This is a genomic window from Mycobacterium sp. IDUB_5, assembly GCF_055419565.1.
Genome location: NZ_JBVAXX010000008.1, coordinates 79,317 through 100,303 on the forward strand (window position 1 = coordinate 79,317; position 20,987 = coordinate 100,303).

The 20,987-nt window shown below is 68.1% G+C and carries 21 protein-coding genes; 14 read left to right on the top strand and 7 right to left on the bottom strand.

The window, feature by feature from the left end; translation table 11 throughout:
- Positions 1 to 12: 12 nt before the first annotated feature.
- Entirely contained in the window at positions 13 to 2,175 is a 2,163-nt protein-coding gene (gene uvrB / locus ACZY1G_RS24840) for an excinuclease ABC subunit UvrB (protein WP_463817968.1), read from the bottom strand.
- Positions 2,176 to 2,241: 66 nt separating this feature from the next.
- Here uvrB and ACZY1G_RS24845 point away from each other — a divergent pair, with 66 nt between their 5' ends.
- From ACZY1G_RS24845 to ACZY1G_RS24855, 3 genes are all read left to right on the top strand, one after another.
- Positions 2,242 to 2,748 carry a ribonuclease FAU-1 family protein gene (locus ACZY1G_RS24845; protein ID WP_463823981.1) on the top strand — a complete coding sequence of 169 codons (507 nt, stop codon included), beginning with the start codon at positions 2,242 to 2,244 and terminating at the stop codon, positions 2,746 to 2,748.
- Between the two features lie 82 nt (positions 2,749 to 2,830).
- Positions 2,831 to 3,325, top strand: a complete 495-nt coding sequence (locus ACZY1G_RS24850) for a hypothetical protein (RefSeq protein ID WP_463818055.1) — start codon at positions 2,831 to 2,833, stop codon at positions 3,323 to 3,325.
- Between the two features lie 59 nt (positions 3,326 to 3,384).
- A complete protein-coding gene (locus ACZY1G_RS24855) occupies positions 3,385 to 4,146 on the top strand; it encodes a MerR family transcriptional regulator (RefSeq protein ID WP_463823982.1) in 762 nt (253 codons plus the stop codon).
- 8 nt (positions 4,147 to 4,154) lie between these two features.
- Here the strand turns inward: ACZY1G_RS24855 and coaE are convergent, their stop codons facing one another.
- Positions 4,155 to 5,348: a dephospho-CoA kinase gene (gene coaE, locus ACZY1G_RS24860; RefSeq protein WP_463823983.1), complete on the bottom strand. Its 1,194-nt coding sequence runs from the start codon at positions 5,346 to 5,348 to the stop codon at positions 4,155 to 4,157.
- 111 nt (positions 5,349 to 5,459) lie between these two features.
- Here coaE and ACZY1G_RS24865 point away from each other — a divergent pair, with 111 nt between their 5' ends.
- Positions 5,460 to 6,158, top strand: coding sequence for a YciI family protein (locus ACZY1G_RS24865; RefSeq protein ID WP_463817967.1), 699 nt, complete (start codon positions 5,460 to 5,462; stop codon positions 6,156 to 6,158).
- 5 nt (positions 6,159 to 6,163) lie between these two features.
- Positions 6,164 to 7,426, top strand: a complete 1,263-nt coding sequence (locus ACZY1G_RS24870) for an RNA polymerase sigma factor (protein ID WP_463817966.1) — start codon at positions 6,164 to 6,166, stop codon at positions 7,424 to 7,426.
- Positions 7,427 to 7,432: 6 nt separating this feature from the next.
- On the opposite strand, the gene rpsA is transcribed toward ACZY1G_RS24870, so the two are convergent.
- Positions 7,433 to 8,878: a 30S ribosomal protein S1 gene (rpsA, locus tag ACZY1G_RS24875; protein WP_463817965.1), complete on the bottom strand. Its 1,446-nt coding sequence runs from the start codon at positions 8,876 to 8,878 to the stop codon at positions 7,433 to 7,435.
- Positions 8,879 to 9,029: 151 nt separating this feature from the next.
- Between rpsA and ACZY1G_RS24880 the strand changes: the two genes are divergently transcribed.
- Both ACZY1G_RS24880 and ACZY1G_RS24885 read left to right on the top strand, forming a co-directional pair.
- Positions 9,030 to 10,139: a PrsW family intramembrane metalloprotease gene (locus ACZY1G_RS24880; protein WP_463817964.1), complete on the top strand. Its 1,110-nt coding sequence runs from the start codon at positions 9,030 to 9,032 to the stop codon at positions 10,137 to 10,139.
- A 16-nt stretch (positions 10,140 to 10,155) separates the two neighbouring features.
- Positions 10,156 to 10,788: a trimeric intracellular cation channel family protein gene (locus ACZY1G_RS24885; RefSeq protein WP_463817963.1), complete on the top strand. Its 633-nt coding sequence runs from the start codon at positions 10,156 to 10,158 to the stop codon at positions 10,786 to 10,788.
- Between the two features lie 3 nt (positions 10,789 to 10,791).
- Here ACZY1G_RS24885 and ACZY1G_RS24890 read toward each other — a convergent pair whose 3' ends face one another.
- Together ACZY1G_RS24890 and polA are read right to left on the bottom strand one after the other, a co-directional pair.
- The gene (locus ACZY1G_RS24890; RefSeq protein ID WP_463817962.1) at positions 10,792 to 11,598 is read right to left on the bottom strand and encodes an acyl-CoA thioesterase; all 807 of its coding nucleotides are present in this window, start codon (positions 11,596 to 11,598) and stop codon (positions 10,792 to 10,794) included.
- 57 nt (positions 11,599 to 11,655) lie between these two features.
- Positions 11,656 to 14,382: a DNA polymerase I gene (gene polA / locus ACZY1G_RS24895; RefSeq protein WP_463823892.1), complete on the bottom strand. Its 2,727-nt coding sequence runs from the start codon at positions 14,380 to 14,382 to the stop codon at positions 11,656 to 11,658.
- A 101-nt stretch (positions 14,383 to 14,483) separates the two neighbouring features.
- On the opposite strand from polA, the gene ACZY1G_RS24900 reads away from it, so the two are divergent.
- Positions 14,484 to 15,281, top strand: coding sequence for an alpha/beta hydrolase (locus tag ACZY1G_RS24900; RefSeq protein WP_463817960.1), 798 nt, complete (start codon positions 14,484 to 14,486; stop codon positions 15,279 to 15,281).
- 2 nt (positions 15,282 to 15,283) lie between these two features.
- Complete coding sequence (locus tag ACZY1G_RS24905; protein WP_463823893.1) at positions 15,284 to 15,862, top strand: TetR/AcrR family transcriptional regulator; 579 nt, start codon at positions 15,284 to 15,286, stop codon at positions 15,860 to 15,862.
- Here ACZY1G_RS24905 and ACZY1G_RS24910 read toward each other — a convergent pair.
- On the bottom strand, positions 15,840 to 16,727 hold the full coding sequence (locus ACZY1G_RS24910) for a LysR substrate-binding domain-containing protein (RefSeq protein WP_463817958.1): 888 nt from the start codon (positions 16,725 to 16,727) through the stop codon (positions 15,840 to 15,842). The genes ACZY1G_RS24905 and ACZY1G_RS24910 overlap by 23 nt on opposite strands.
- Before the next feature lie 70 nt (positions 16,728 to 16,797).
- Here ACZY1G_RS24910 and ACZY1G_RS24915 point away from each other — a divergent pair, with 70 nt between their 5' ends.
- Together ACZY1G_RS24915 and ACZY1G_RS24920 are read left to right on the top strand one after the other, a co-directional pair.
- A complete protein-coding gene (locus tag ACZY1G_RS24915) occupies positions 16,798 to 17,934 on the top strand; it encodes an FAD-dependent monooxygenase (RefSeq protein WP_463823894.1) in 1,137 nt (378 codons plus the stop codon).
- The gene (locus tag ACZY1G_RS24920; RefSeq protein WP_463817956.1) at positions 17,931 to 18,605 is read left to right on the top strand and encodes an alpha/beta fold hydrolase; all 675 of its coding nucleotides are present in this window, start codon (positions 17,931 to 17,933) and stop codon (positions 18,603 to 18,605) included. Before ACZY1G_RS24915 ends, ACZY1G_RS24920 begins: the two co-directional genes overlap by 4 nt.
- Here the strand turns inward: ACZY1G_RS24920 and ACZY1G_RS24925 are convergent.
- Positions 18,599 to 18,928: a hypothetical protein gene (locus tag ACZY1G_RS24925; protein WP_463817955.1), complete on the bottom strand. Its 330-nt coding sequence runs from the start codon at positions 18,926 to 18,928 to the stop codon at positions 18,599 to 18,601. The genes ACZY1G_RS24920 and ACZY1G_RS24925 overlap by 7 nt on opposite strands.
- A gap of 124 nt (positions 18,929 to 19,052) precedes the next feature.
- On the opposite strand from ACZY1G_RS24925, the gene ACZY1G_RS24930 reads away from it, so the two are divergent.
- The 3 genes from ACZY1G_RS24930 to ACZY1G_RS24940 all read left to right on the top strand — a co-directional run bounded on the left by ACZY1G_RS24930 (position 19,053) and on the right by ACZY1G_RS24940 (position 20,986).
- On the top strand, positions 19,053 to 19,487 hold the full coding sequence (locus tag ACZY1G_RS24930; RefSeq protein ID WP_335332358.1) for a Zn-ribbon domain-containing OB-fold protein: 435 nt from the start codon (positions 19,053 to 19,055) through the stop codon (positions 19,485 to 19,487).
- The gene (locus ACZY1G_RS24935; protein ID WP_463817954.1) at positions 19,484 to 20,683 is read left to right on the top strand and encodes a lipid-transfer protein; all 1,200 of its coding nucleotides are present in this window, start codon (positions 19,484 to 19,486) and stop codon (positions 20,681 to 20,683) included. The genes ACZY1G_RS24930 and ACZY1G_RS24935 overlap by 4 nt, the downstream gene beginning before the upstream one ends.
- Before the next feature lie 81 nt (positions 20,684 to 20,764).
- A complete protein-coding gene (locus ACZY1G_RS24940) occupies positions 20,765 to 20,986 on the top strand; it encodes a DUF167 domain-containing protein (protein ID WP_463817953.1) in 222 nt (73 codons plus the stop codon).
- The last annotated feature ends 1 nt before the right edge of the window (position 20,987 follow it).

A 20,987-nucleotide genomic window follows, 5' to 3' on the forward strand; every position in this document is an offset into this window, starting at 1 on the left:
CTTGAGATCAAGCTATTTCAGCCCCGCAGCGTCCATGCCGCGCAATTCCTTCTTGAGATCCTGGATCTCATCGCGGATCCGCGCGGCGAGCTCGAACTGGAGGTCGCGCGCCGCGGCCATCATCTGCGCCGTCAAATCCTTGATCAGATCAGCCAATTCGGCTCGCGGCATGTTGCTGGTGTCGCGCCCCTCGATCACCCCGGCACTCACCGCCCGACCGGGCTCGCCCTGTGCGCGCCGGCCGCGCGAGGCGTTGCGGCCCGAACCGCCCACCTCCACCGCCGCGTCCGTGTCGTCGGCCTCCCGATACACCTGATCGAGGATGTCGGCGATCTTCTTGCGCAGCGGCTGCGGGTCGATGCCGTGCTCGGTGTTGTAGGCGATCTGCTTGGCCCGGCGGCGATCGGTCTCGTCGATCGCCTCCTTCATCGAGTCGGTGATCTTGTCGGCGTACATGTGCACTTCACCGGAGACGTTGCGCGCCGCACGGCCGATGGTCTGGATCAGGCTGCGCGGCGAGCGCAGGAACCCTTCCTTGTCCGCGTCCAAGATCGCCACCAGTGACACCTCGGGAAGGTCGAGGCCCTCCCGCAGCAGGTTGATGCCGATGAGCACGTCGTACTCCCCCAGCCGCAGCTGCCTCAGCAGCTCGACCCGGCGCAGGGTGTCGACCTCGGAGTGCAGGTACCGCACCCTGATGCCCATCTCCAGGAGGTAGTCGGTGAGATCCTCCGCCATCTTCTTCGTCAGCGTGGTGACCAGCACTCGCTCGTCGCGCTCGGTGCGCAGGCGGATCTCCCCGATCAGGTCGTCGATCTGCCCCTTCGTCGGCTTGACGATCACCTGTGGGTCGACCAGACCGGTCGGCCGGATCACCTGCTCGACGAACTCACCGCCGGTCTGGCTGAGCTCATACGGTCCCGGCGTGGCCGACAGATACACCGTCTGCCCGATGCGGTCGGCGAACTCCTCCCAGGTCAAGGGTCGGTTGTCGACGGCCGACGGCAACCGGAAGCCGAATTCCACCAGGTTGCGCTTGCGGGACATGTCGCCCTCGTACATGCCGCCGATCTGTGGGACCGTCACGTGGGACTCGTCGATGACGAGGAGGAAGTCCTCCGGGAAGTAATCGATGAGCGTCGCGGGTGCGGAGCCGGCGGGCCGGCCGTCGATGTGGCGCGAGTAGTTCTCGATTCCCGAACAGAATCCGACCTGACGCATCATCTCGACGTCGTAGTTGGTGCGCATCCGCAACCGCTGCGCCTCGAGGAGTTTGCCCTGACTCTCCAATTCCGCCAGGCGAGCCTCGAGTTCGGCCTCGATGGTGGAAATCGCCTGCGCCATCCGTTCGGGGCCGGCGACGTAGTGGGTGGCGGGGAAGATTCGCAGCGAGTCGACCTGCCGAATGATGTCGCCGGTCAGCGGGTGCAAGTAGTACAGCGCCTCGACCTCGTCACCGAAGAATTCGATGCGGACCGCGAGCTCCTCGTACGACGGGATGATCTCGACCGTGTCGCCGCGCACCCGGAACGTCCCGCGGGTGAACGACATGTCGTTGCGGGTGTACTGCACGTCGACGAGCAGCCGCAGCAGTCCGTCCCGGGGCACCTCGTCGCCGACCTTCAGCTCCACCGAGCGGTCCATGTACGACTGGGGCGTGCCCAGACCATAGATGCACGACACCGACGCCACCACCACCACGTCGCGGCGCGAGAGCAGGCTGGAGGTCGCCGAGTGCCGCAGCCGCTCGACATCGTCGTTGATCGAGCTGTCCTTCTCGATGTAGGTATCGGTCTGCGCGATGTACGCCTCGGGCTGGTAGTAGTCGTAGTACGAGACGAAGTACTCGACGGCGTTGTGCGGCAACATCTCTCGAAGCTCGTTCGCCAGCTGGGCGGCCAGTGTCTTGTTCGGCGCCATCACCAGCGTGGGCCGCTGCAGACGCTCGATGAGCCACGCCGTGGTCGCCGACTTACCGGTACCCGTCGCGCCGAGCAGGACGACGTCGCGTTCACCAGACCGGATCCGCTGCTCCAACGCCTCGATCGCCGCCGGCTGATCACCTGCGGGCTGGTACTCGCTGACCACCTCGAAGCGACCGCCCGCGCGCACCACCTGGTCGACAGGGCGGTACTCCGAATGAGCGAGCACCGGGTGTTCAGTCGCGAAAGCCATGTTCACCAGGGTAGAACCCGGCACCGACAACTTCTCTTCCCCGGGGAGGCGCCTATCCTTGTCGGCATCCACCCGCCCAAACGCGAGACCTTCGATCTCGTCGCCCGCACCAACACCGACCCGAAGGGCATCGTGCGCGACGTCGACGTCTTCGCGGTGCACGCCTGGGGTCTGTACATGGCCCGGCCCACCCCCGGGCGGGCACAGTTCGGCTACCTCGAGTCGTGGCTGTTGCCGACCCTGAACCTGCGGGTGACGGTCTTCCATTTCCATCCCGGCCACGAGCGAGACCAGGACTTCTACCTCGACATCGGCGTCTACACGCCGGGCCCGCACCTCTGGAGCGGCGAGGATCACTACCTCGATCTGGTGCTGCGTACCGGCCGCGGGGTGGACGTGACCGACGTCGACGAGCTCGTCTCGGCGGTCCGCGAGGGCCTGCTCGACCCCGCTGACGCCGAACACGCGATCCACACCGCGGTGCGCACCACCGAGGCCCTGGCCCGCCACGGCTACGACCTCGACCAGTGGCTGGCAACCGTCGGCATCACGCTGACATGGCGCGGAGCATAGACTCCGCGGTGTGAGATCGAGCAGACCGAGCCGGACCGCCTGGGCGAGAGCCGGTGCCGCGATCCTCGCGACCGGCGCGCTGATGGTCCCGATCGGCGGCCCCACCGCCGCAGCCGACCCCGCTGTCCCCGACCCCGCAGCCCCCGGCGCCGCACCGCCCGCGCCGCAGGAACAGCACAACGTGATCTACCGCGCCCGCGCCGACGGCACCTCCCGTGGCGCCGTGGTCGCCTACAAGCAGGACGACCAGAACGTCAACAGCGCGCAACCGACCATGCTGCCGGGGCAGACGTTCGAGGTGAACACCGTGCTGACCGATCCCAAGCTCGCCGGCATGCAGATCTCGATCCAGTGGCCCTACGGGTCCAATCTGCACTGCGAGATCCTCGTCGACGACCAGATCGTGGCGCAGGCCGACCAGTTCATCGCACCGCGGTTCTTCCGTGTGAAGGACGATCCGCTGTACGGCACGTTGCAGTGTGGCGCCCCCCTCGACATCCCGGCCGGCGGCGAGCCGGCCCCACCCGCGGAACCCGCGGCAGACGCAGCGCTGCCCGCGCCACCGCCGTCGACGTAGGTCTTGACCCTCACGGGACGTGAGGCAGCAGCCTGGTCTACGTGACGCAGGAGATGGGTGTGGAAGAACTCACCGTCGGTGAGGTCGCGCAGCGATTCGGTATCACGGTCCGGACGCTGCACCATTACGACGACATCGGGCTGCTGACCCCGAGACGACGGAACGCCTCGGGCTACCGGGTGTACACCCCGGCCGATCTGACGCGGTTATCCCAGATCATCGTCTATCGCCGGCTCGAGCTGCCTCTCGAGGAGATCGCGAGCCTGGTGAACAAGGGCGACGAGGTCAGCCATTTGATACGTCAGCGCGAACGCGTCATGTCCCGGCTCGACGAGATGAAAGACCTCGTCGAGGCCATCGATCAGGCATTGGAGAAAGCAATGGCGAACACCCCCATGACCGACGACGACATGCGCGAGCTGTTCGGGGAAGGCTTCGACGACTATCAGGCCGAAGCCGAGCAGAAGTTCGGTGAGTCCGACGAGTGGAAGGAGTCGCAGCGCCGCGCGAAGTCCTACGGCAAAGAGGACTGGATCCGCATCAAAGCCGAGGGCGAGGCGGTCGAGACGGCGCTGTCCGACGCGTTCCGCGCAGGGCTACCCGCCGACTCCCAGACGGCGATGGACGCGGCTGAGCAGCACCGGCTACACGTGAACCGGTGGTTCTACGACTGCCCGCCTCCGATGCACCGCACGTTGGGCGACATGTACGTCAGCGACCCGCGCTACGTCGCCCGGTACGACGACTCGTTCGGCCTGCCGGGTTTCGCGGCCTACTGCCGCGAGGCGATCCACATGAATGCGGATCGAATCGGAGACTGAGCCGGCGCTCAGGGGTCCTGGCGCCAGCCTGACGCCTCGGCCCACGTCCACGCGCGGTGGTATGCGTCGGCGAACCACGGCTCCTTGGCGTCCGCATAGTCCCCGGTGGTCGCGTGGCCTTGCCCGGCGATGTGGCGCTTGAGGTCCAGGTATTCGGCGCGTGCCGCAGGGTCGGCCGTCAGCCAGTCGACGAACAGCAGCGCGAAGAGCTGATTGGGCCAGCCGTCCACCCGCACATGCACGTTGGTCGGACGGCCCGGGTCTGCGGAGCAGAAGAGCCTCTTGCCCCACTGTCCGTCGACGCCGGGCTTCGCCGAGTCCTTGGCGATGTCCTCGGTGATCGCCGTGCGGACATAGCCGGCGCCCAGCAGTGCATCGGCGAGCTCGTCCGCGACGTCCAGCGACGCGACGGTGACCTGCACGTCGATGACGTCTTTGGCGTCCAGGCCCGGTATCGCCGTCGAGCCGACGTGGTCGACGCGTGAGGCGTGGTGCCCGCACGCGGTGCGCAGTCTGGCCAGGATCCGCTGCGCCTGGGCCGGCCACTCGGGATCCGGCGGCACCAATCGCGGCTCGGTCGGAGCGGGCCGGCCCGCGCGAAGGTTGTCGGCGAATGGCTGGATGCGCTCATGCCACAGCCTGCGGGCCGCGCCGACCAGTTCATCGGCAGTGCCCGAATTATCCAGCCAGACATCGGCGACGGCCCGGCGATCGGCCTCGGTGGCCTGTGCTGCGATCCGCGCCCGGGCGTCCTCTTCGGTGAAACCGCGGTGTTCGATCAGCCGCTCGACCCGGACCTGTTCGTCGGCGTGGACGATGATCACCAACGGGAACAACGGCGCCATCTGCGATTCGACCAGCAGCGGGATGTCCTCGACGATCACCGCGTCGTCGTCCGCGGCGGCGATCAACTCGGAACGTCGTTGTCCCACAAGCGGATGCACGATTCCGTTGAGTGTCTTGCGTTTCTCGTCGTCGCTGAACGCGATCGCGGCCAGCGCCGGCCGGTTCAACGATCCGTCGTCGGCGAGGATGTCCTCCCCGAAGGCCTCGACCAGCTTGGCAAGCCCCTCGGTGCCCGGCTCCACCACTTCCCGGGCGATGACGTCGCCGTCGACGACGATTCCGCCGAGTTCGTCGAACGTCGCCGACACCGTCGACTTGCCCGCCCCGATTCCTCCGGTCAATCCGATACGCAGCACGCCACACAGTCTGTCAGGATTCTCTGGCGCGCCTGTCGATCGGGCCCGGCGCAGTTCGTCGATCAGGTAGAGAGTGGACACCAGGTCCCTCCCGACCCGTGAAGGAACACGATGTACTACTTCGCACTGCTGCAGACCCCGGAACGCGAACTCTCCCCCGGCGACCTCGTCGCAGAGATGCAGGCGTACAGCGACTTCCACGCCCGCGCCGCTCACGCTCTGTCCGCAGGCGACGCGCTGTCCCCTGCCGCCGAGGCAGTCCGCATCGATGGCGGGCCCGACCGTCCGGTGATCACGGACGGCCCGTTCGCCGAAGGCGCCGAGGTGGCCGGAGGCTTCTACGTCTTCGACGCAGACAACCTGGACGAGGCGCTCGAGCTGGCCCGGCAGGTGCCCGCCGCCCGGTACGGCGCCGTCGAGGTGTGGCCGATGGTGCACTGGAACAGGCCGGACACCCCGACGACCGGCGGCGACTGGCTGGCGCTGCTGCTGGAACCCGCCGAACAGCTCACCGAGCCGGGGACACCGGAGTGGGTGGAGGGTGCGCGCCGGCACGAAGAACTCGGCCCTGCTGCGGGTCAGCGTGTGCTGGGTGGCGCGCCCCTGCACCTGCCGACGACGGCGACGACGGTGCGGGTGCGCGGCTCAGATGTCTTGCTGACCGACGGACCGTTCACCGAGGGCGCCGAGGTGGCCAACGGCTTCTATCTGATCCGTGCCGGCGACCGCGACCAGGCCGTCGAAGTCGCGTCGATGATCCCGGCCTCCGCGGTGATCCTGCGCCGCCTCGCCGGTGCGGGAGGGCTGTAGCTTCCGTGGCGCATCTGGACGGCGTCTTCCGGCGGGAATGGGGTGCGGCCGTGGCTGCGATCGCGCGCTGGTGCGGCGATCTCACCGTCGCCGAGGACGCCGTCCAGGACGCCTGCGCGGAGGCCGTGCGCGTGTGGCCCCGCGACGGAGAGCCCGACGCGCCCGGCGCATGGCTGGTGACGGTCGCGCGCAACCGGGCCCGTGACCGTCTGCGGCGCGAATCCTTGCGGCCCGGAAAGGAATTGGCAGCCGTGCTCGACGACATCATCGCGCGCACCGATGGCCCGGCGGTCCCGCATCGCATTCGCGACGACGAACTGCGGATGATGTTCACCTGCGCCCACCCCGCGCTGGACCGGCCATCACAGTTCGCGCTGACGTTGCGGCTGGTGAGCGGGCTGACCGTGCCCGAGATCGCCCGCGCGCTGCTGCACAGCGAAACCGCGGTGGCGGCGCGGATCACGCGCGCCAAGGCCAAGATCCGGCACGCCAACATCCCGCTGCGCATTCCGCCCAGCCAGTTGCTGCCCGAGCGCACACCGCATGTGCTGTCCTGCGTCTACTCGGTGTTCACCGAGGGGTACTGGCCCACCGCCGGGCCGTCGCCGGTGCGTGACGAACTCTGCGACGAGGGCGTACGACTGGCGGGCGAGCTGCACGCATTCCGTCCGCACGACGCGGAGATCGCCGCGCTCAATGCTCTTGTTCTGCTACAGGATTCGCGGCGCAGCACCCGGGTGGACCGCCACGGCGCGCTGCTGCCGCTCGAGGAACAGGACCGGCCGAGCTGGGATCGCGCCATGATCGCCCGCGGCCTGCAGTTGCTGAGCAGCGCCGCTGGCTCCGGCGGGCCGTACCTGCCGCAGGCCGTTATCGCCGCCACACACGCCACCGCACCGTCCTGGCAGGAGACCGACTGGCGGACGATCTGTCTGGCCTACGACCGGTTGCTCGGCGTTCTCGATTCGCCCGTGGTGCGCGCCAACCGTGCGCTCGCGATCGGCCTGCGCGACGGCCCGGCGGCCGGGCTGGCCGCCCTGGCCGCGGTGGCCGACGATCCACGGTTGGCCCGATCACCGCTGCCGGTCACCATCCGTGCCGACCTGCTCCGCCGGGCGGATCGACCCGCGGACGCTGCAACGTGCTATCGCGAAGCCTTGCGCCGCAACGGCTCCGAGCCCGCGCGCAGATTCCTGCAGCGCCGCCTCGCCGAATGCGGTGCAGACGACGAAGGCCCCGACTCGGTGAGTCGGGGCCTTCGATCGTGAACTGACTTACGCGTTGCCTGCGAGCTTCTCGCGCAGCGCAGCGAGCTGAGCATCGCTGGCCAGCGAACCACCGGCGGACTCTTCGGAACGCGACGAGCCGTTGGAGGACGCGGGACGGGCCGCCTCTTCCGCCTCGGCCGCAGCGAACTTCTCCATCTGCGCGGTGTGCATCTTGTAGCGACGCTCGGCCTCGGCGTAGCGGGCCTCCCACTCGTCCCGCTGCTTCTCGAAGCCTTCGAGCCATTCGTTGGTCTCGGCGTCGAAGCCCTCGGGGAAGATGTAGTTGCCCTGGTCGTCGTAGCTGTCGGCCATGCCGTACTTCCAGGCCTCGAACTCTTCGCTGTTGTAGTCCTCGTTGGCCTGCTTGAGGCTCAGCGAGATCCGGCGACGCTCCAGATCGATGTCGATGACCTTGACCATCGCGTCGTCGCCGACCTGGACCACCTGGTCCGGGACCTCGACGTGGCGCTCGGACAGCTCGGAGATGTGCACCAGACCCTCGATGCCCTCCTCGACGCGAACGAACGCACCGAACGGCACCAGCTTGGTGACCTTGCCCGGCACGATCTGGCCGATGGCGTGGGTGCGGGCGAAGTGGCGCCACGGATCTTCCTGAGTCGCCTTGAGCGACAGCGACACCCGCTCGCGATCCATGTCGACATCGAGCACCTCGACGGTGACCTCGTCGCCGACCTGAACCACCTCGGACGGGTGATCGATGTGCTTCCAGGACAGCTCGGAGACGTGCACCAGGCCGTCGACGCCGCCGAGATCGACGAACGCGCCGAAGTTGACGATCGAGGAGACCACACCCTTGCGGATGGCACCCTTGGTGAGCTGGTTGAGGAACTCGCTGCGCACCTCGGACTGGGTCTGCTCCAGCCAGGCGCGGCGGCTCAGCACCACGTTGTTGCGGTTCTTGTCGAGCTCGATGATCTTGGCCTCGATCTCCTTGCCGATGTACGGCTGCAGATCGCGGACGCGACGCATCTCGACCAGCGACGCGGGGAGGAAGCCGCGCAGGCCGATGTCGAGGATCAGGCCGCCCTTGACGACCTCGATGACGGTGCCCTTGACGGCCTCGTCCTTCTCCTTGAGCTCTTCGATGGTGCCCCAGGCCCGCTCGTACTGAGCGCGCTTCTTGGACAGGATGAGGCGGCCTTCTTTGTCCTCTTTTGTGAGGACCAGCGCTTCGACCTCGTCGCCGACGGACACAACCTCATTGGGGTCGACGTCGTGCTTGATCGAGAGTTCGCGGGAAGGGATGACGCCTTCGGTCTTATAGCCGATGTCGAGCAGGACCTCATCGCGGTCCACCTTGACGATGGTCCCTTCGACGATGTCGCCATCGTTGAAGTATTTGATGGTCTTGTCGATGGCGGCGAGGAAATCCTCCGCGGAGCCGATGTCGTTGAGGGCTACTTGCGGAGACGTGACGGAGGGACTTGGCATGTGGTGGGTTGCTCCGGACAGGTTCAATCGTAGGGACAGAGAGTGTTTTGTTTATCGCACCCGCGAATAGAACGCACAGGTACCTGTCGAGGTTACTCGACGGGGTACACGCAGGACAAACCCGCCCCATGCAGCCACTACTGTGCTGGGCGTGACACGCGTTCGCCGGGTTGGCGCTCCCCTGGGTCTGCTCATCGCACTCGGCACCGTCGCCGGCCTCATCGTGATCGTCCTCACCACCGTCAACCCGGTCGGCACCTCGATCGGCTTCGTGCTCTCGAGCATCGCCATGACCGTCGTGGTGCTGTCCTACCTCTGGTTGGACCGGTGGGAGCCGGAGCCGCCCCGGCTGCTGCTGTTCGCCTTCCTCTGGGGCACCTCGGCGGCGGTCGTCATCTCCGCGGTGCTGCAGATCCTGCTCGAGGCGTGGGTCCATCCCCCGGGCTCCGGAGACATCAGCCCACTGACCCTCGTCGTGGGTGCTCCGGTGACCGAAGAGGCCGCCAAGGGCGTGTTCCTGCTGATCATGATGACCGGCGTGCGACGCAACGAGGTCAACTCACTCACCGACTGCCTGGTCTATGCGGGTCTGGTCGGCGCGGGTTTCGCATGGCTGGAGGACATCCTCTACATCGGGGGCGGAGAGTCCGTTGCCGAATCCCTAGTGACCGCGGCACTGCGTCTGATCATGTCGCCGTTCGCTCATTCCCTGTTCACCACGATGACGGCCTTCGGGGTCTGGTACGCGCTGCATCGCCGCACCGCCGCAGGCAAGGCCGGCGCGCTGCTGCTCGGCTACGCGGGGGCGGTCCTGCTGCACGCGATGTGGAACGGCTCGTCGCTGCTCGGGGCGGGCGCCTACTTCGCGGTGTACGCGCTGTGGATGGTGCCCGTCTTCGCGCTGGCGATCACGCTGGCCGTGCGCAGCCGGCGGCGCGAGCAGCACGTGGTGGCGGGCAAGCTGCCAGGGATGGTCGCCGCCGGCCTGGTCAGCCCGAACGAGGCGACCTGGCTGGGGTCGCTGAAGACACGAAAGCTCGCCGTCGACACCGCGCACCGCTTCGGCGGGAAGGCCGCCGCGACCTCGGTTCGACAGTTCGCCCATCGGGTCGTCGAACTGGCCTTCGTTCGCGACCGGATCGATCGGGGCTTCGGCGACCACCGCGTGATCGCCCTGCTCCACGAGGAGACCTACGCGCTGTACGCGGCCCGCGCCGCGTCGCCCGCCCTACAGCACATGGCGGGTTTCCGGGCGTTCTGAGCGCCATACTCTGCTGGTGATCCAGCACATCCTCAACTACCTCGGCATCGCTGCCGCCGCGGCGTCGGGCGCCGTCCTCGGCGTCCGCAAGGGGTTCGACGTTTTCGGGATCGCGGCGATGGCGGTGCTGACCGGCGTCGGAGGCGGGGTCCTGCGCGACGTCCTCCTCGACATCGATCCACCGCAGTCCCTGCAGCGCTGGCCCGATGTGATCGTGTGTCTGGCGGCCGCCGCACTGGCGACGCTGTTCGCGCGCACGGTCATCAGACTCCACCACCCGGTGGCCATGCTGGATGCAGTCGGAATGGGCTTCTTCGCCACGTCCGGTGCGGCGCTCGCGGTCGACCACGGCGCCAGTTGGTTCGCCGCAGCTCTCCTCGGCATGGTGTCAGCGCTGGCGGGCACCATCTTCCGCGATGTCACCGCGCGCGAAGTGCCGGTGGTGATGGGGCCCGACGACATGTACGCCGTTCCGGCGATGATGGGCTCGGTGATCTACGTCGTCATCGACTACTACGGCCCGCAGTGGATCGGCGTCGCCGTCGGCACGCTGGTGGCGACGCTGCTGCGGCTGGCGGCGATCACCTTCCACTGGCGGCTGCCGACGGGGCCGCGCGAGCTGATCGTGCGCGGACACCAGCCGCCATAGTCGCTACGTCTTGAAGTAGACGATCTGGTGCGTGGTGGCCAGCAGCGTGCCCGCACGACTCCAGAGCTGCGCGGACTGATCGAAATAGCCACCGGAAAAGCGGTTGGCCGATGCGCAGCCGAGGACGAAATCGTCTCCCGCAGAGGCTAGTTCGGGGCCCGTAGCGTGGAAATAGGTGGTCAGAGAGATCGTGCCGGCCGGCGTGGGCCCGCCCAGCCGCAGGTAGACCCGCGGATAGAAGATGTCGCTGGCCGCGGTGAGCGCGGCGAAATCAAGGGGGCGTCCCAGTCGATCGCGAGCCCACAGCATGGTGGTCGACGAGTCTGCCGGCGCCGCACCCTTCGCCGGAACCGCGCCGTCGATGAAGCGCATGTCGTAGTTGCGGGCCCACGCGATCATCGGCGGCAGCCCTCGTTCCTGCACGTTCTCGGGCGCGGGAACGTGCGGCATGAGCTTCTCGGTGTCCGACCACGTGTCCCGCCGCAGGCCGAACACCGCCGTCGCCGTGGTGGTGACCGTGCCGTCCTGTACCAGTTCGACGAACCAGTGCTGGTTGCTCCGGTTCGTGCGAACGGGGCGCGCGGCGACGTCGAATTCTCCGTCGGCAATGGGTGCCCCGAAGTTGACGGTGAGCGCCAGGGGCTCACCGGTGCACTCCGGGTGCAGTTCGATCGCGCGCAACAGCACGGCCGCCGTCACGCCCCCGAAGGGACCGACCATGTTCGCCCATTCGGCAGTGGTCTTGCCGCGGAGGACGCCGGCCTCGACGGGTTCGAGCCGAATCGACTCGTCGAACGGGTGCTCGGCCACGCGCGTGCCTCCTGCTCAAGCCCACCAATTATGTAGGCTTGTATATATAGCAGACGCTCAATGCGCGGCGGCGTCCCAGCTGCGGCCGTACCCGACCGACACCTCCAGCGGCACGTCGAGGGCATAGGCGGCGCCCATGTGTTCGCGCACCAGCGCCTCCAGTGCGTCCCGTTCGCCGTCGGCGACCTCGAAGAGCAGCTCGTCGTGCACCTGCAGCAGCATGCGTGAGGTCAGCCCGGCGTCGGCGATCGCGCGGTCGACGTTGATCATCGCGACCTTGATGATGTCGGCGGCGCTGCCCTGGATGGGCGCATTGAGCGCGGCCCGCTCGGCGGCCTCGCGCACGTTGCGATTGCTGCTGTCGAGCTCAGGGAGATAGCGCCTGCGGCCGAACACCGTCGAGGTGTAGCCGTCCTTGCGGGCCTGATCGACGACGTCGCGCAGGTAGTCGCGGATACCGCCGAACCGGTCGAAGTACTGGTCCATCTGCTGTTTGGCCTCTTCGGTGCTGATCTTCAGCTGAGCCGACAGACCGTAGGCGCTCAGCCCGTAGGCCAGGCCGTAGGACATCGCCTTGACCCGGCGCCGCAGGTCCGCGGTCACCTCGTCGATCGGGACGTCGAACGCCCGCGAGGCCACGAACGAGTGAAGGTCCTCGCCGGTGTTGAACGCTTCGATCAGCCCCGCATCCCGGGACAGGTGCGCCATGATGCGCATCTCGATCTGGCTGTAGTCGGCCGTCATCAGCTCGCCGTAGCCCGCACCGACGACAAACGCGTCGCGGATTCGCCGGCCCGCTTCCGTGCGGATAGGGATGTTCTGCAGGTTGGGCTCGGTCGAGGACAACCGGCCGGTGGCGGCGATCGTCTGGTTGAACGTGGTGTGGATCCGGCCGTCGCCGGCCACCGAGTTCAGCAGCCCGTCGACCGTCACCTTCAGCCGCGTGGCGTCCCGGTGGGCCAGCAGGTGCTGCAGGAACGGGTGGCCGGTCTTGTCGAACAACGACTGCAGCGCATCGGCGTCGGTGGTGTAGCCGGTCTTGGTGCGCTTGGTCTTCGGCATCTCCAGCTCGTCGAAGAGCACCACCTGCAGCTGTTTGGGTGAGCCGAGGTTGATCTGCTTGCCGATCACCGCGTACGCCGCCTCGGCCGCGTCGCGGATCTGCCCGGCGAACTCGCTCTGCAGTTCGGTGAGCATCTCCAGATCGACGGCGATGCCTGCGGTCTCCAGGGCGGCGAGCACCCGTTGCACCGGCAGTTCCATGCTGCCCAGCAGCGCCGACGAGTCGATGCGGGCCAGTTCCTCGTCGAGCGCGTCGGCGAGATCCATCACGGCGCTGCCGCGCAGCAGCAGGGTCTGCACGGCCTGGTCGTCGACGCCGTCGCTGTCATCGAGCAGCGAGAGTTGTTGCTGCTCAGGGTTATCGGCCCGCAGCTCGCGCTTGAGATATCGCAGCGAGAGGTCGTCGAGGGTGAAGCTGCGTTGGCCGGGCCGCACCAGGTACGCCGCCAGCGCCGTGTCCGAGGTGACACCGGCCAGCGTCCAGCCGCGGCCCTGCAGGTCGTGGATGGCGAGCTTGGCTTCGTGCAGCGCCTTCGGCTGCGACGGGTCGGCGAGCCAGGAGGCCAGCGCGGACTCGTCCTCGGGAGTCAATGCGGCGGTGTCGATGTAGCGGCCGTCGCCGTCCGGGGCGACGAGCGCGAGCGCGGTGGCGTCGCTGTCGAACGCCAGGTGATTGCCCACCACCGCGACACCGAAGCGCCCGCTGTCGGCGCGCTCGGCGAGCCATCCCGCCAACGTGCCCGGCGCCAGGGCCTCGCCGCGCACCTCGAAACCCTCGTCCACTTCGGGATCGGCCGAGGCCAGCGTGTCGAACAGCCGGTCACGCAGCACCCGGAACTCGAGGTCGTCGAACAGGCGGTGGATCTGGTCGCGATTCCAGGGCTGCATTCGCAGCGTGTCCGGTGTCTGGGCCAGCGGAACCTCTTTGACGAGGTCGGTCAGCTCACGGTTGAGGATGACGCTGGACAGGTGCGCGCGCAGCGCGTCGCCGACCTTGCCCTTCACCTTGTCGACGTTGTCGACGAGCGCCTGAAGCGATCCGTACTCCGCGATCCACTTCGTCGCGGTCTTCTCCCCCACCCCGGGGATGCCGGGCAGGTTGTCACTGGGGTCACCGCGCAGAGCGGCGAAGTCGGGGTACTGCGTCGGCGTCAGCCCGTACTTCTCGACGACGGCGTCCGGGGTGAACCGCGTCAGCTCGCTGACACCCTTGCGGGGATAGAGCACCGTGACGTCGTCGCTGACCAGCTGCAGTGAGTCGCGGTCCCCGGTGACCACGAGCACCCGGTACCCCTCGTTCTCGGCCTGGGTGGCCAGCGTCGCGATGATGTCGTCGGCTTCGAACCCCGCCTCGGCCAGCACCGTGATGCCCAGCGCCCCGAGCACCTCCTTGGTGATGTCGATCTGACCGCGGAACTCGTCCGGCGTGGCCGACCGGCCCTCCTTGTACTCCGGATACTTCTCCTTGCGGAACGTCTGGCGGGACACGTCGAACGCAGCGGCGATGTGGCTGGGCTGCTCGTCGCGTAGCAGGTTGATCAGCATCGCGGTGAATCCGTAGACCGCATTGGTGGTGAGACCGCCCTGGGTCTTGAAATTCTCCGCGGGCAGGGCGTAGAACGCGCGGAACGCCAGGGAGTTGCCGTCCAACAGCATCAGGGTGGGTTTCTGATCGGTCGCCGATGCGGTCTTGGCTGGGCTCACGGCCTTCACTCTAGGCATCGCGACCGACACGTCGACCGGCGGGAATGAACGCCAGGTCGGCGCGGTTGCAGCGGAAGTCAAGTTATGTAACATCGTTCTATAACGAGCAGGAGCCCGTCATGACGAACATCGTCTTCATTCACGGCCTGTGGGTCGCCCACACCGCGTGGGAACCCTGGATCGACTACGTCGCCGAGCACGGTCACCACGCCATCGCGCCTGCCTGGCCCGGTGAGCTGCCGACGGTCGAGGAAACCCGGCAGAACCCCGCGGCGCAGGCCGGCATCGGTATCGACGAGCTGACCGCGCACTTCGCGAAGGCGCTCGCCGAGTTCGACACCCCACCCGTGGTGATCGGCCACTCGTTCGGCGGCCTGATCGCTCAGAAACTGCTCGGCGAGAACAAGGCGGCTGCGGCCATCGCGATCGACCCCGCCCCGATCAAGGGCGTGACGGGACTGCCCCTCGCGCAATTGCGGTCGGCGCTCCCCGTGCTGGGCAACCCGCTCAATCGCGGGCGTGCCAAAGCGCTGACGGCGGCGCAGTGGCGCTACGCCTTCGGCAACGCGCTGACGGTCGAGGAGTCCGATGCGCTGTGGGAGCAGTGGTCGATCCCGTCGCCCGGCAGGCCGTTGTTCGAAGCCGCCGCGGCGAATCTCCGCCGGCATTCACCGGCCGCCGTGGACACCGCGAACGCGACGCGCGGGCCCCTGTTGATCACGGCCGGATCGGTCGACCACACCGTGCCGCGCTCGACGGCCGAGGCAGCCCACCGGCTGTACCAGACGGACGCGATCACCGACTTCCACCAGTTCGACGGGCGGGGCCACTCGCTGACAATCGATCACGGCTGGCGTGACGTCGCAGACGACGTGCTGGCCTGGCTTGCCCGCCGGGGCGTCGCCGAGGAGTCGTGACGGTGGCCAGGCGCCGCACCGCGAGCGAACAGGTCTCGGCCGCACTGTTGAGCGCGGCCGAGACCGTCCTCGAGCGCGACGGCGCCGCGGCGATCACGGTGCGGTCCGTCGCCCGGGAAGCCGGGGTGGCGCCGATGGGCGTCTACAACCGCTTCACCAACAAGGACGGACTGCTCGCCGCGCTCGCGCTGCGGGCCTTCGACGGTCTTGCCGCGGCCATCGACGTGGGGTCTGACGACGGCACACCGGCCGACCGGCTGCGCCGCGCGACGCAGGGCTACCGCCGTTTCGCACTCACCCATCCGGCTCGCTACGCACTGATCTTCGCGACCGGATCCCCGGCCGCCGACTCCGCATCGCCAGTGACGGTCCGGGGGCGCGAAGTGTTCAGCACCCTCGTCGACATGGTCGCCGGGCTGCCCCTGCGGGCCGATCTCGACCCGGTGCACGCGGCGCAGGCGATGTGGAACGGCCAGCACGGCGCAGTCACGCTCGAACTCGCCGGAGTCAGCCAAACACCTGATGCGGCAGCGACATTCGCTCAGACCATCGACGCGCTCATCCGCGGTCTCCAGGCCTGAGCGCACGTCGCGCCAGCGCGCAGAACGCGCGCGCAGCCGGACCGGCAGCATCACGGCGCCATGCCCACACCAACCGACCGCGCAGCACCGGCGTCAGCCGAAGTGCGTGCAGGCCGGCGTCACCGCGCACCATCGACCGGGGCAGGATCGCGACTCCCATTCCCCGACGGGCCAGTTCGGCCAGCTCGAGCGGATTCGTCGCCTCGAAGCAGATACCGGGACGCACGCCGGCCACCGCACACGCCTCGTCGAGACGGGACCGCAACCCGGTCCCGACGGGCAAAGAGATGAGCGGGAACTCACACAGCTCAGGCAGCGTCAATGTCGCGCGGCGCCGCAGTGGATGGTCGAGGGCGACTGCGGCCGCGATGATCTCGTCGGTGATCACCGCGCAGTCCAGTCCCTCGGGAGCAGCATCCGCAGCGATCGAGACGATCGCCGCGTCGAGCCGACCGTCGGCCAGCTTGTCGAGCAACACATCGGAGTTGTCCGTGAGCAGGGTGAGTTCCACCTGCGGATGATCTCGATGAAAGTCCGCCATCAGCGCCGCGATGTCGACCGGGTGAAGCGTCACCGTGCCGATCGCCACGGAGCCGCGGACCACGGCGGCCACCTCGTCGACCGCACGCTGGGCGTCCCGAACCGCGGCAAGCGCCGCCCTGGCGTGGGGCAGCAACGCCGCGCCCGCTTCGGTCAGCCGCACCTCACGGCTCGAGCGCGTCAGCAGCTGCTGACCGACCCTGCGCTCCAGACGACGAATCTGGGCGCTGACCGCGGGCTGTGCGACCCGCTCCCGTTGTGCGGCCCGGGTGAAGCTGCCCTCGTCCACGACGGCGACCAGGTATTCGAGCTGACGTAGCTCCATAACGGTTGATTATACGAAGCAGAATGAAGATGTACTGGACTTATGGGTGGTTCCGGTCCACGGTGGAGACATGACCACAGCACCCGTCGTGATCGCCGGGGCCGGAATCGGCGGCCTCACCGCCGCATTGGCGCTACACCAGCGCGGCATCGACGCGATCGTCGTCGAGCGCGCCGCAGACCTGAAACCCCTCGGGGTCGGCATCAACCTGCTCCCCCACGCCGTCCGCGAGCTCGACACACTCGGACTCGGGCAGGATCTGGAGCTGATATCCGTTGCACCGCAAACTATCTCGTACTACGGCACCACGGGGCGGCATCTCTTCTCCGAACCGCTTGGACTGAGCGGTGGGTACGGCCACCCGCAACGTTCGGTGCACCGCGGGGTGCTTCACGACAGGCTGCTGACCGCCGCGCGAGAACGACTGGGCGCCTGCGCGATTCACGTCGGAGCCGCGCTCGACAGTTTCACGCGCACGGGTGAGGGCATCGTGGTTCACACGGCGCGCGGCGATCTCCACGCCGCCCGCCTTGTCGGCGCGGACGGCATCCACTCCGCGGTCCGCGGCGTTCTGCATCCGGGGGCGGACCCGCTGATGTGGTCCGGGGTGCGGATGTACCGGGGTGCGGCACGGATCCCGGCGTTCCTCGACGGCACCACGATGGCGATCGTGTACGGCGACCCCTACCAACTGGTGACGTATCCGATCGGCGACGGACTGGTGAACTGGGTGCTGTTGGCTGACGACGGAGAACCCGGCCCCCTTCCCGGACACGCGCGGTGGAACCAACCCGCCGACCCTCACCAGGTCGCCGCCTACGTCGAGGGATGGGAGCTGGACTGGCTCGATGCCTCGGCGCTGCCCCGGCACAGCGCCGAGGTCTTCGAATACCCGATGGTCGACCGAAACCCGCTGGCGCAGTGGGGAGACGATCGGGTGACGTTGCTCGGCGATGCCGCCCACCCGATGTATCCCGTCGGCGCGAACGGAGCCTCCCAGGCGATCGTCGACGCCCGGGTACTGGCCGAGGAGCTGGTCGCGGATCCGGCACACGGACTATGCACCTACGAGGCGCGCCGACGGCCGCACACCGCGGCCGTCGTCGCCGCCAACAGAGAGATGCACCGGACGGCGCAGCCGACCTCGGATGCGATCGCCCGCGCCACCACGAGATACCGCACCGCCACCGAGAGGAGCACCTCATGACCACCTATGTTCTCGTGCCTGGAATGTGCCACGGCGCATGGTGTTTCGACCAACTGGCCGGGTCCTTACGCGAAGCCGGCCACCACGTCGTCGCCGTCACGCTCAGCGGCGTCGCCGAACGCGCCCACGTGCTGCGCGGCGGTGTGAACCTCGACACCCACATCACCGACGTCGTCGCCGCCATCGACAATGGAACCGCCAGCGACGATCTCGTCCTGGTCGGGCACAGTTACGGCGGGATGGTGATCACCGGCGTCGCCGATCGGATCGCCGAGCGGGTGGACTCGCTGGTGTTCGTCGACGCGGTGGTCCCCCACGACGGCGAGTCCTGTTGGGACCTGGTCAACGACGACGAACGACGCTGGTACCTCGGCGTGGACGAGAGCGGGTTCGGCGTGCCGCCGCTTTCGTTCTTCGACTCGCGCGCGACCGCGCATCCGCTGGCATCGGTGCTGCAGCGCCTGAGGCTGCATGGCGACCTCGGCCGCTTCCGCCAGCGCACCTACGTCTACGCGCTCGACTGGCCGGGAGAATCCCCGCTGAGCCTGTCCTACGACCGCGTGCGCGAGGACCCCGCCTGGATCACCCATGAACTCGACGGCAAGCACAACCTGATGCGCGACAACCCCGACGAGCTGCTCGCCGTCCTGCTCGCGACGAGCCCTCAGTAGCCCAGGAGAGTGCGGAACCGCCGGCCCACGGCCATCGACTGGCCCATACGCTGGATCCAGCCGTCGAGCGCCGCCTTCGTGGCGGCCTCGCCCCAGCCGCGCTCGACGGCCAGGGCCAGCATGCCGGCCTCGTCCACGATGCCGCGCGACTGAGCCTCGCGCGACAAGCTCGCGTAGTCCTCCAGCGAGATTCCGTTGATCGGAGCCCAGATCGGATCGCCGTCGGCGACCGGACGCGTCGAGGGTCCGCCGAACATCGCCGGGTCCACCCCCTGCTGTGTAGCGCGGGCCGCGGTGTCGAAAGCCTTCTTGAAGAACCCCATCAGTGCCTCCTTTTGTCGTCGTGGTGTGCGATCAGTGCACCGCGCTGTGTCGGCTACCGATCCCAAGGTGAAGGCGAACTGGAACACGTTTCAGTTTTTTGACGGAACTGGGTAGGCTGACCGCGTGTCAGCATCCACGCAACCCGCCGTCGAGGGCTGGTTCGCCACCGACGGTTCTGGCGAGGCCTACCTCATCGGCGCCAAGTGCCATCAGTGCGGGACCTACGTCTTCCCGCCCCGCGAGAACAACTGCCCCAACCCCGGCTGCGACGGGGACGATCTCGCGCAGGTGCCCCTGTCGCGGCGCGGCACGCTGTGGAGCTACACCGAGAACCGATATGCGCCGCCACCGCCGTACCCGTCGCCGGATCCCTTCGAGCCGTTCGCCGTCGCCGCGGTGGAGCTGGCCGACGAAGGGCTGATCGTGCTGGGCAAGGTCGTCGAGGGCACGCTGGCCGCCGACTTGAAGGTCGGGATGGAGATGGAGCTGACGACGATGCCGCTCTACGTCGACGACGACGGGACCGAGCGCATCGTGCACGCCTGGAGGATCGCATGAGTCCAGAACCCGTCTACATCCTCGGCGCCGGTATGCACCCTTGGGGCAAATGGGGACGCGACTTCACCGAGTACGGCGTCGTCGCCGCCCGCGCGGCGCTGGCCGAAGCGGGGCTGGACTGGAAGCAGATCCAGCTCGTCGCCGGCGCCGACACCATCCGCAACGGCTACCCCGGCTTCGTCGCCGGTGCCACGTTCGCCCAGAAGCTCGGCTGGAACGGCATTCCCGTCACGTCCAGCTACGCCGCGTGCGCCAGCGGATCGCAGGCGCTGCAGAGTGCCCGCGCGCAGATCCTGGCCGGGCTGTGCGATGTCGCGCTCGTCATCGGCGCCGACACCACGCCGAAGGGCTTCTTCGCCCCGGTCGGTGGCGAACGCCGCAACGATCCGGACTGGCAGCGCTTCCATCTGATCGGCGCAACCAACACCGTCTACTTCGCGCTGCTCGCCCGGCGTCGGATGGATCTGTACGGGGCGACGCTCGAGGACTTCGCGCAGGTGAAGGTCAAAAACGCCCGCCACGGCCTGAACAACCCCAACGCGCGCTACCGCAAAGAAGCGACCATCGAGGACGTGCTGGCCAGCCCCGTGGTGTCCGATCCGCTGCGACTGCTCGACATCTGCGCCACCTCCGACGGCGCGGCCGCGATCATCGTCGCCAGCAAGGCGTTCACCGAGAAGCACCTCGGCTCGGCGTCCGGGGTTCCGTCGGTGCGCGCGGTGAGCCTGCAGTCGCCGCAGTACCCGCAACATCTGCCCGAATTGCCTGATATCGCAACGGATTCCACCGCGGTGGTGCCCGGGCCGAAGCGGGTGTTCAAGGACCAGATCCTCGATGCCGCATACGCCGAGGCCGGCATCGGGCCGGAGGACCTCAGCCTGGCCGAGGTCTACGACCTGTCGACGGCGTTGGAGCTCGACTGGTACGAGCACCTGGGGCTGTGCAAGAAGGGCGAGGCGGAGAACCTTCTGCGCAGCGGTGCCACCACCATCGGTGGACGCATCCCGGTGAACGCCTCGGGCGGGCTCGCGAGCTTCGGCGAGGCCATTCCGGCGCAGGCCATCGCGCAGGTCTGCGAACTCACCTGGCAGCTCAAGGGTCAAGCCACCGGCCGTCAGGTCGAGGGTGCGACCGTGGGCGTCACCGCCAACCAAGGCCTGTTCGGCCACGGCTCGTCGGTCGTCGTCGCCCGCTAGCTGTTCGGCGAGCGCGCGTGTTTGCACGCGACACGCCGCGCCAAGCTGGAATTGCGCGCGCGCTCGCGGCTGAATGAGCGGGTGGCTGACGTCATTTCGGTGCGGGTCAAACCCGGCAGCGCCAAGGGGCCGCTCGTCGAAACAGACATCGACGGCACGCTGACGATCTACGTGCGTGAGCGCGCGGTCGACGCCAACCAGGCTGTCATCCGGGTGCTTGCCGAACATCTGGGTGTGCCACGCAGTCGCGTGACGCTGGCCTCGGGTGCCACCGCGCGGCTGGAGCGCTTCCGCGTCGATTAGC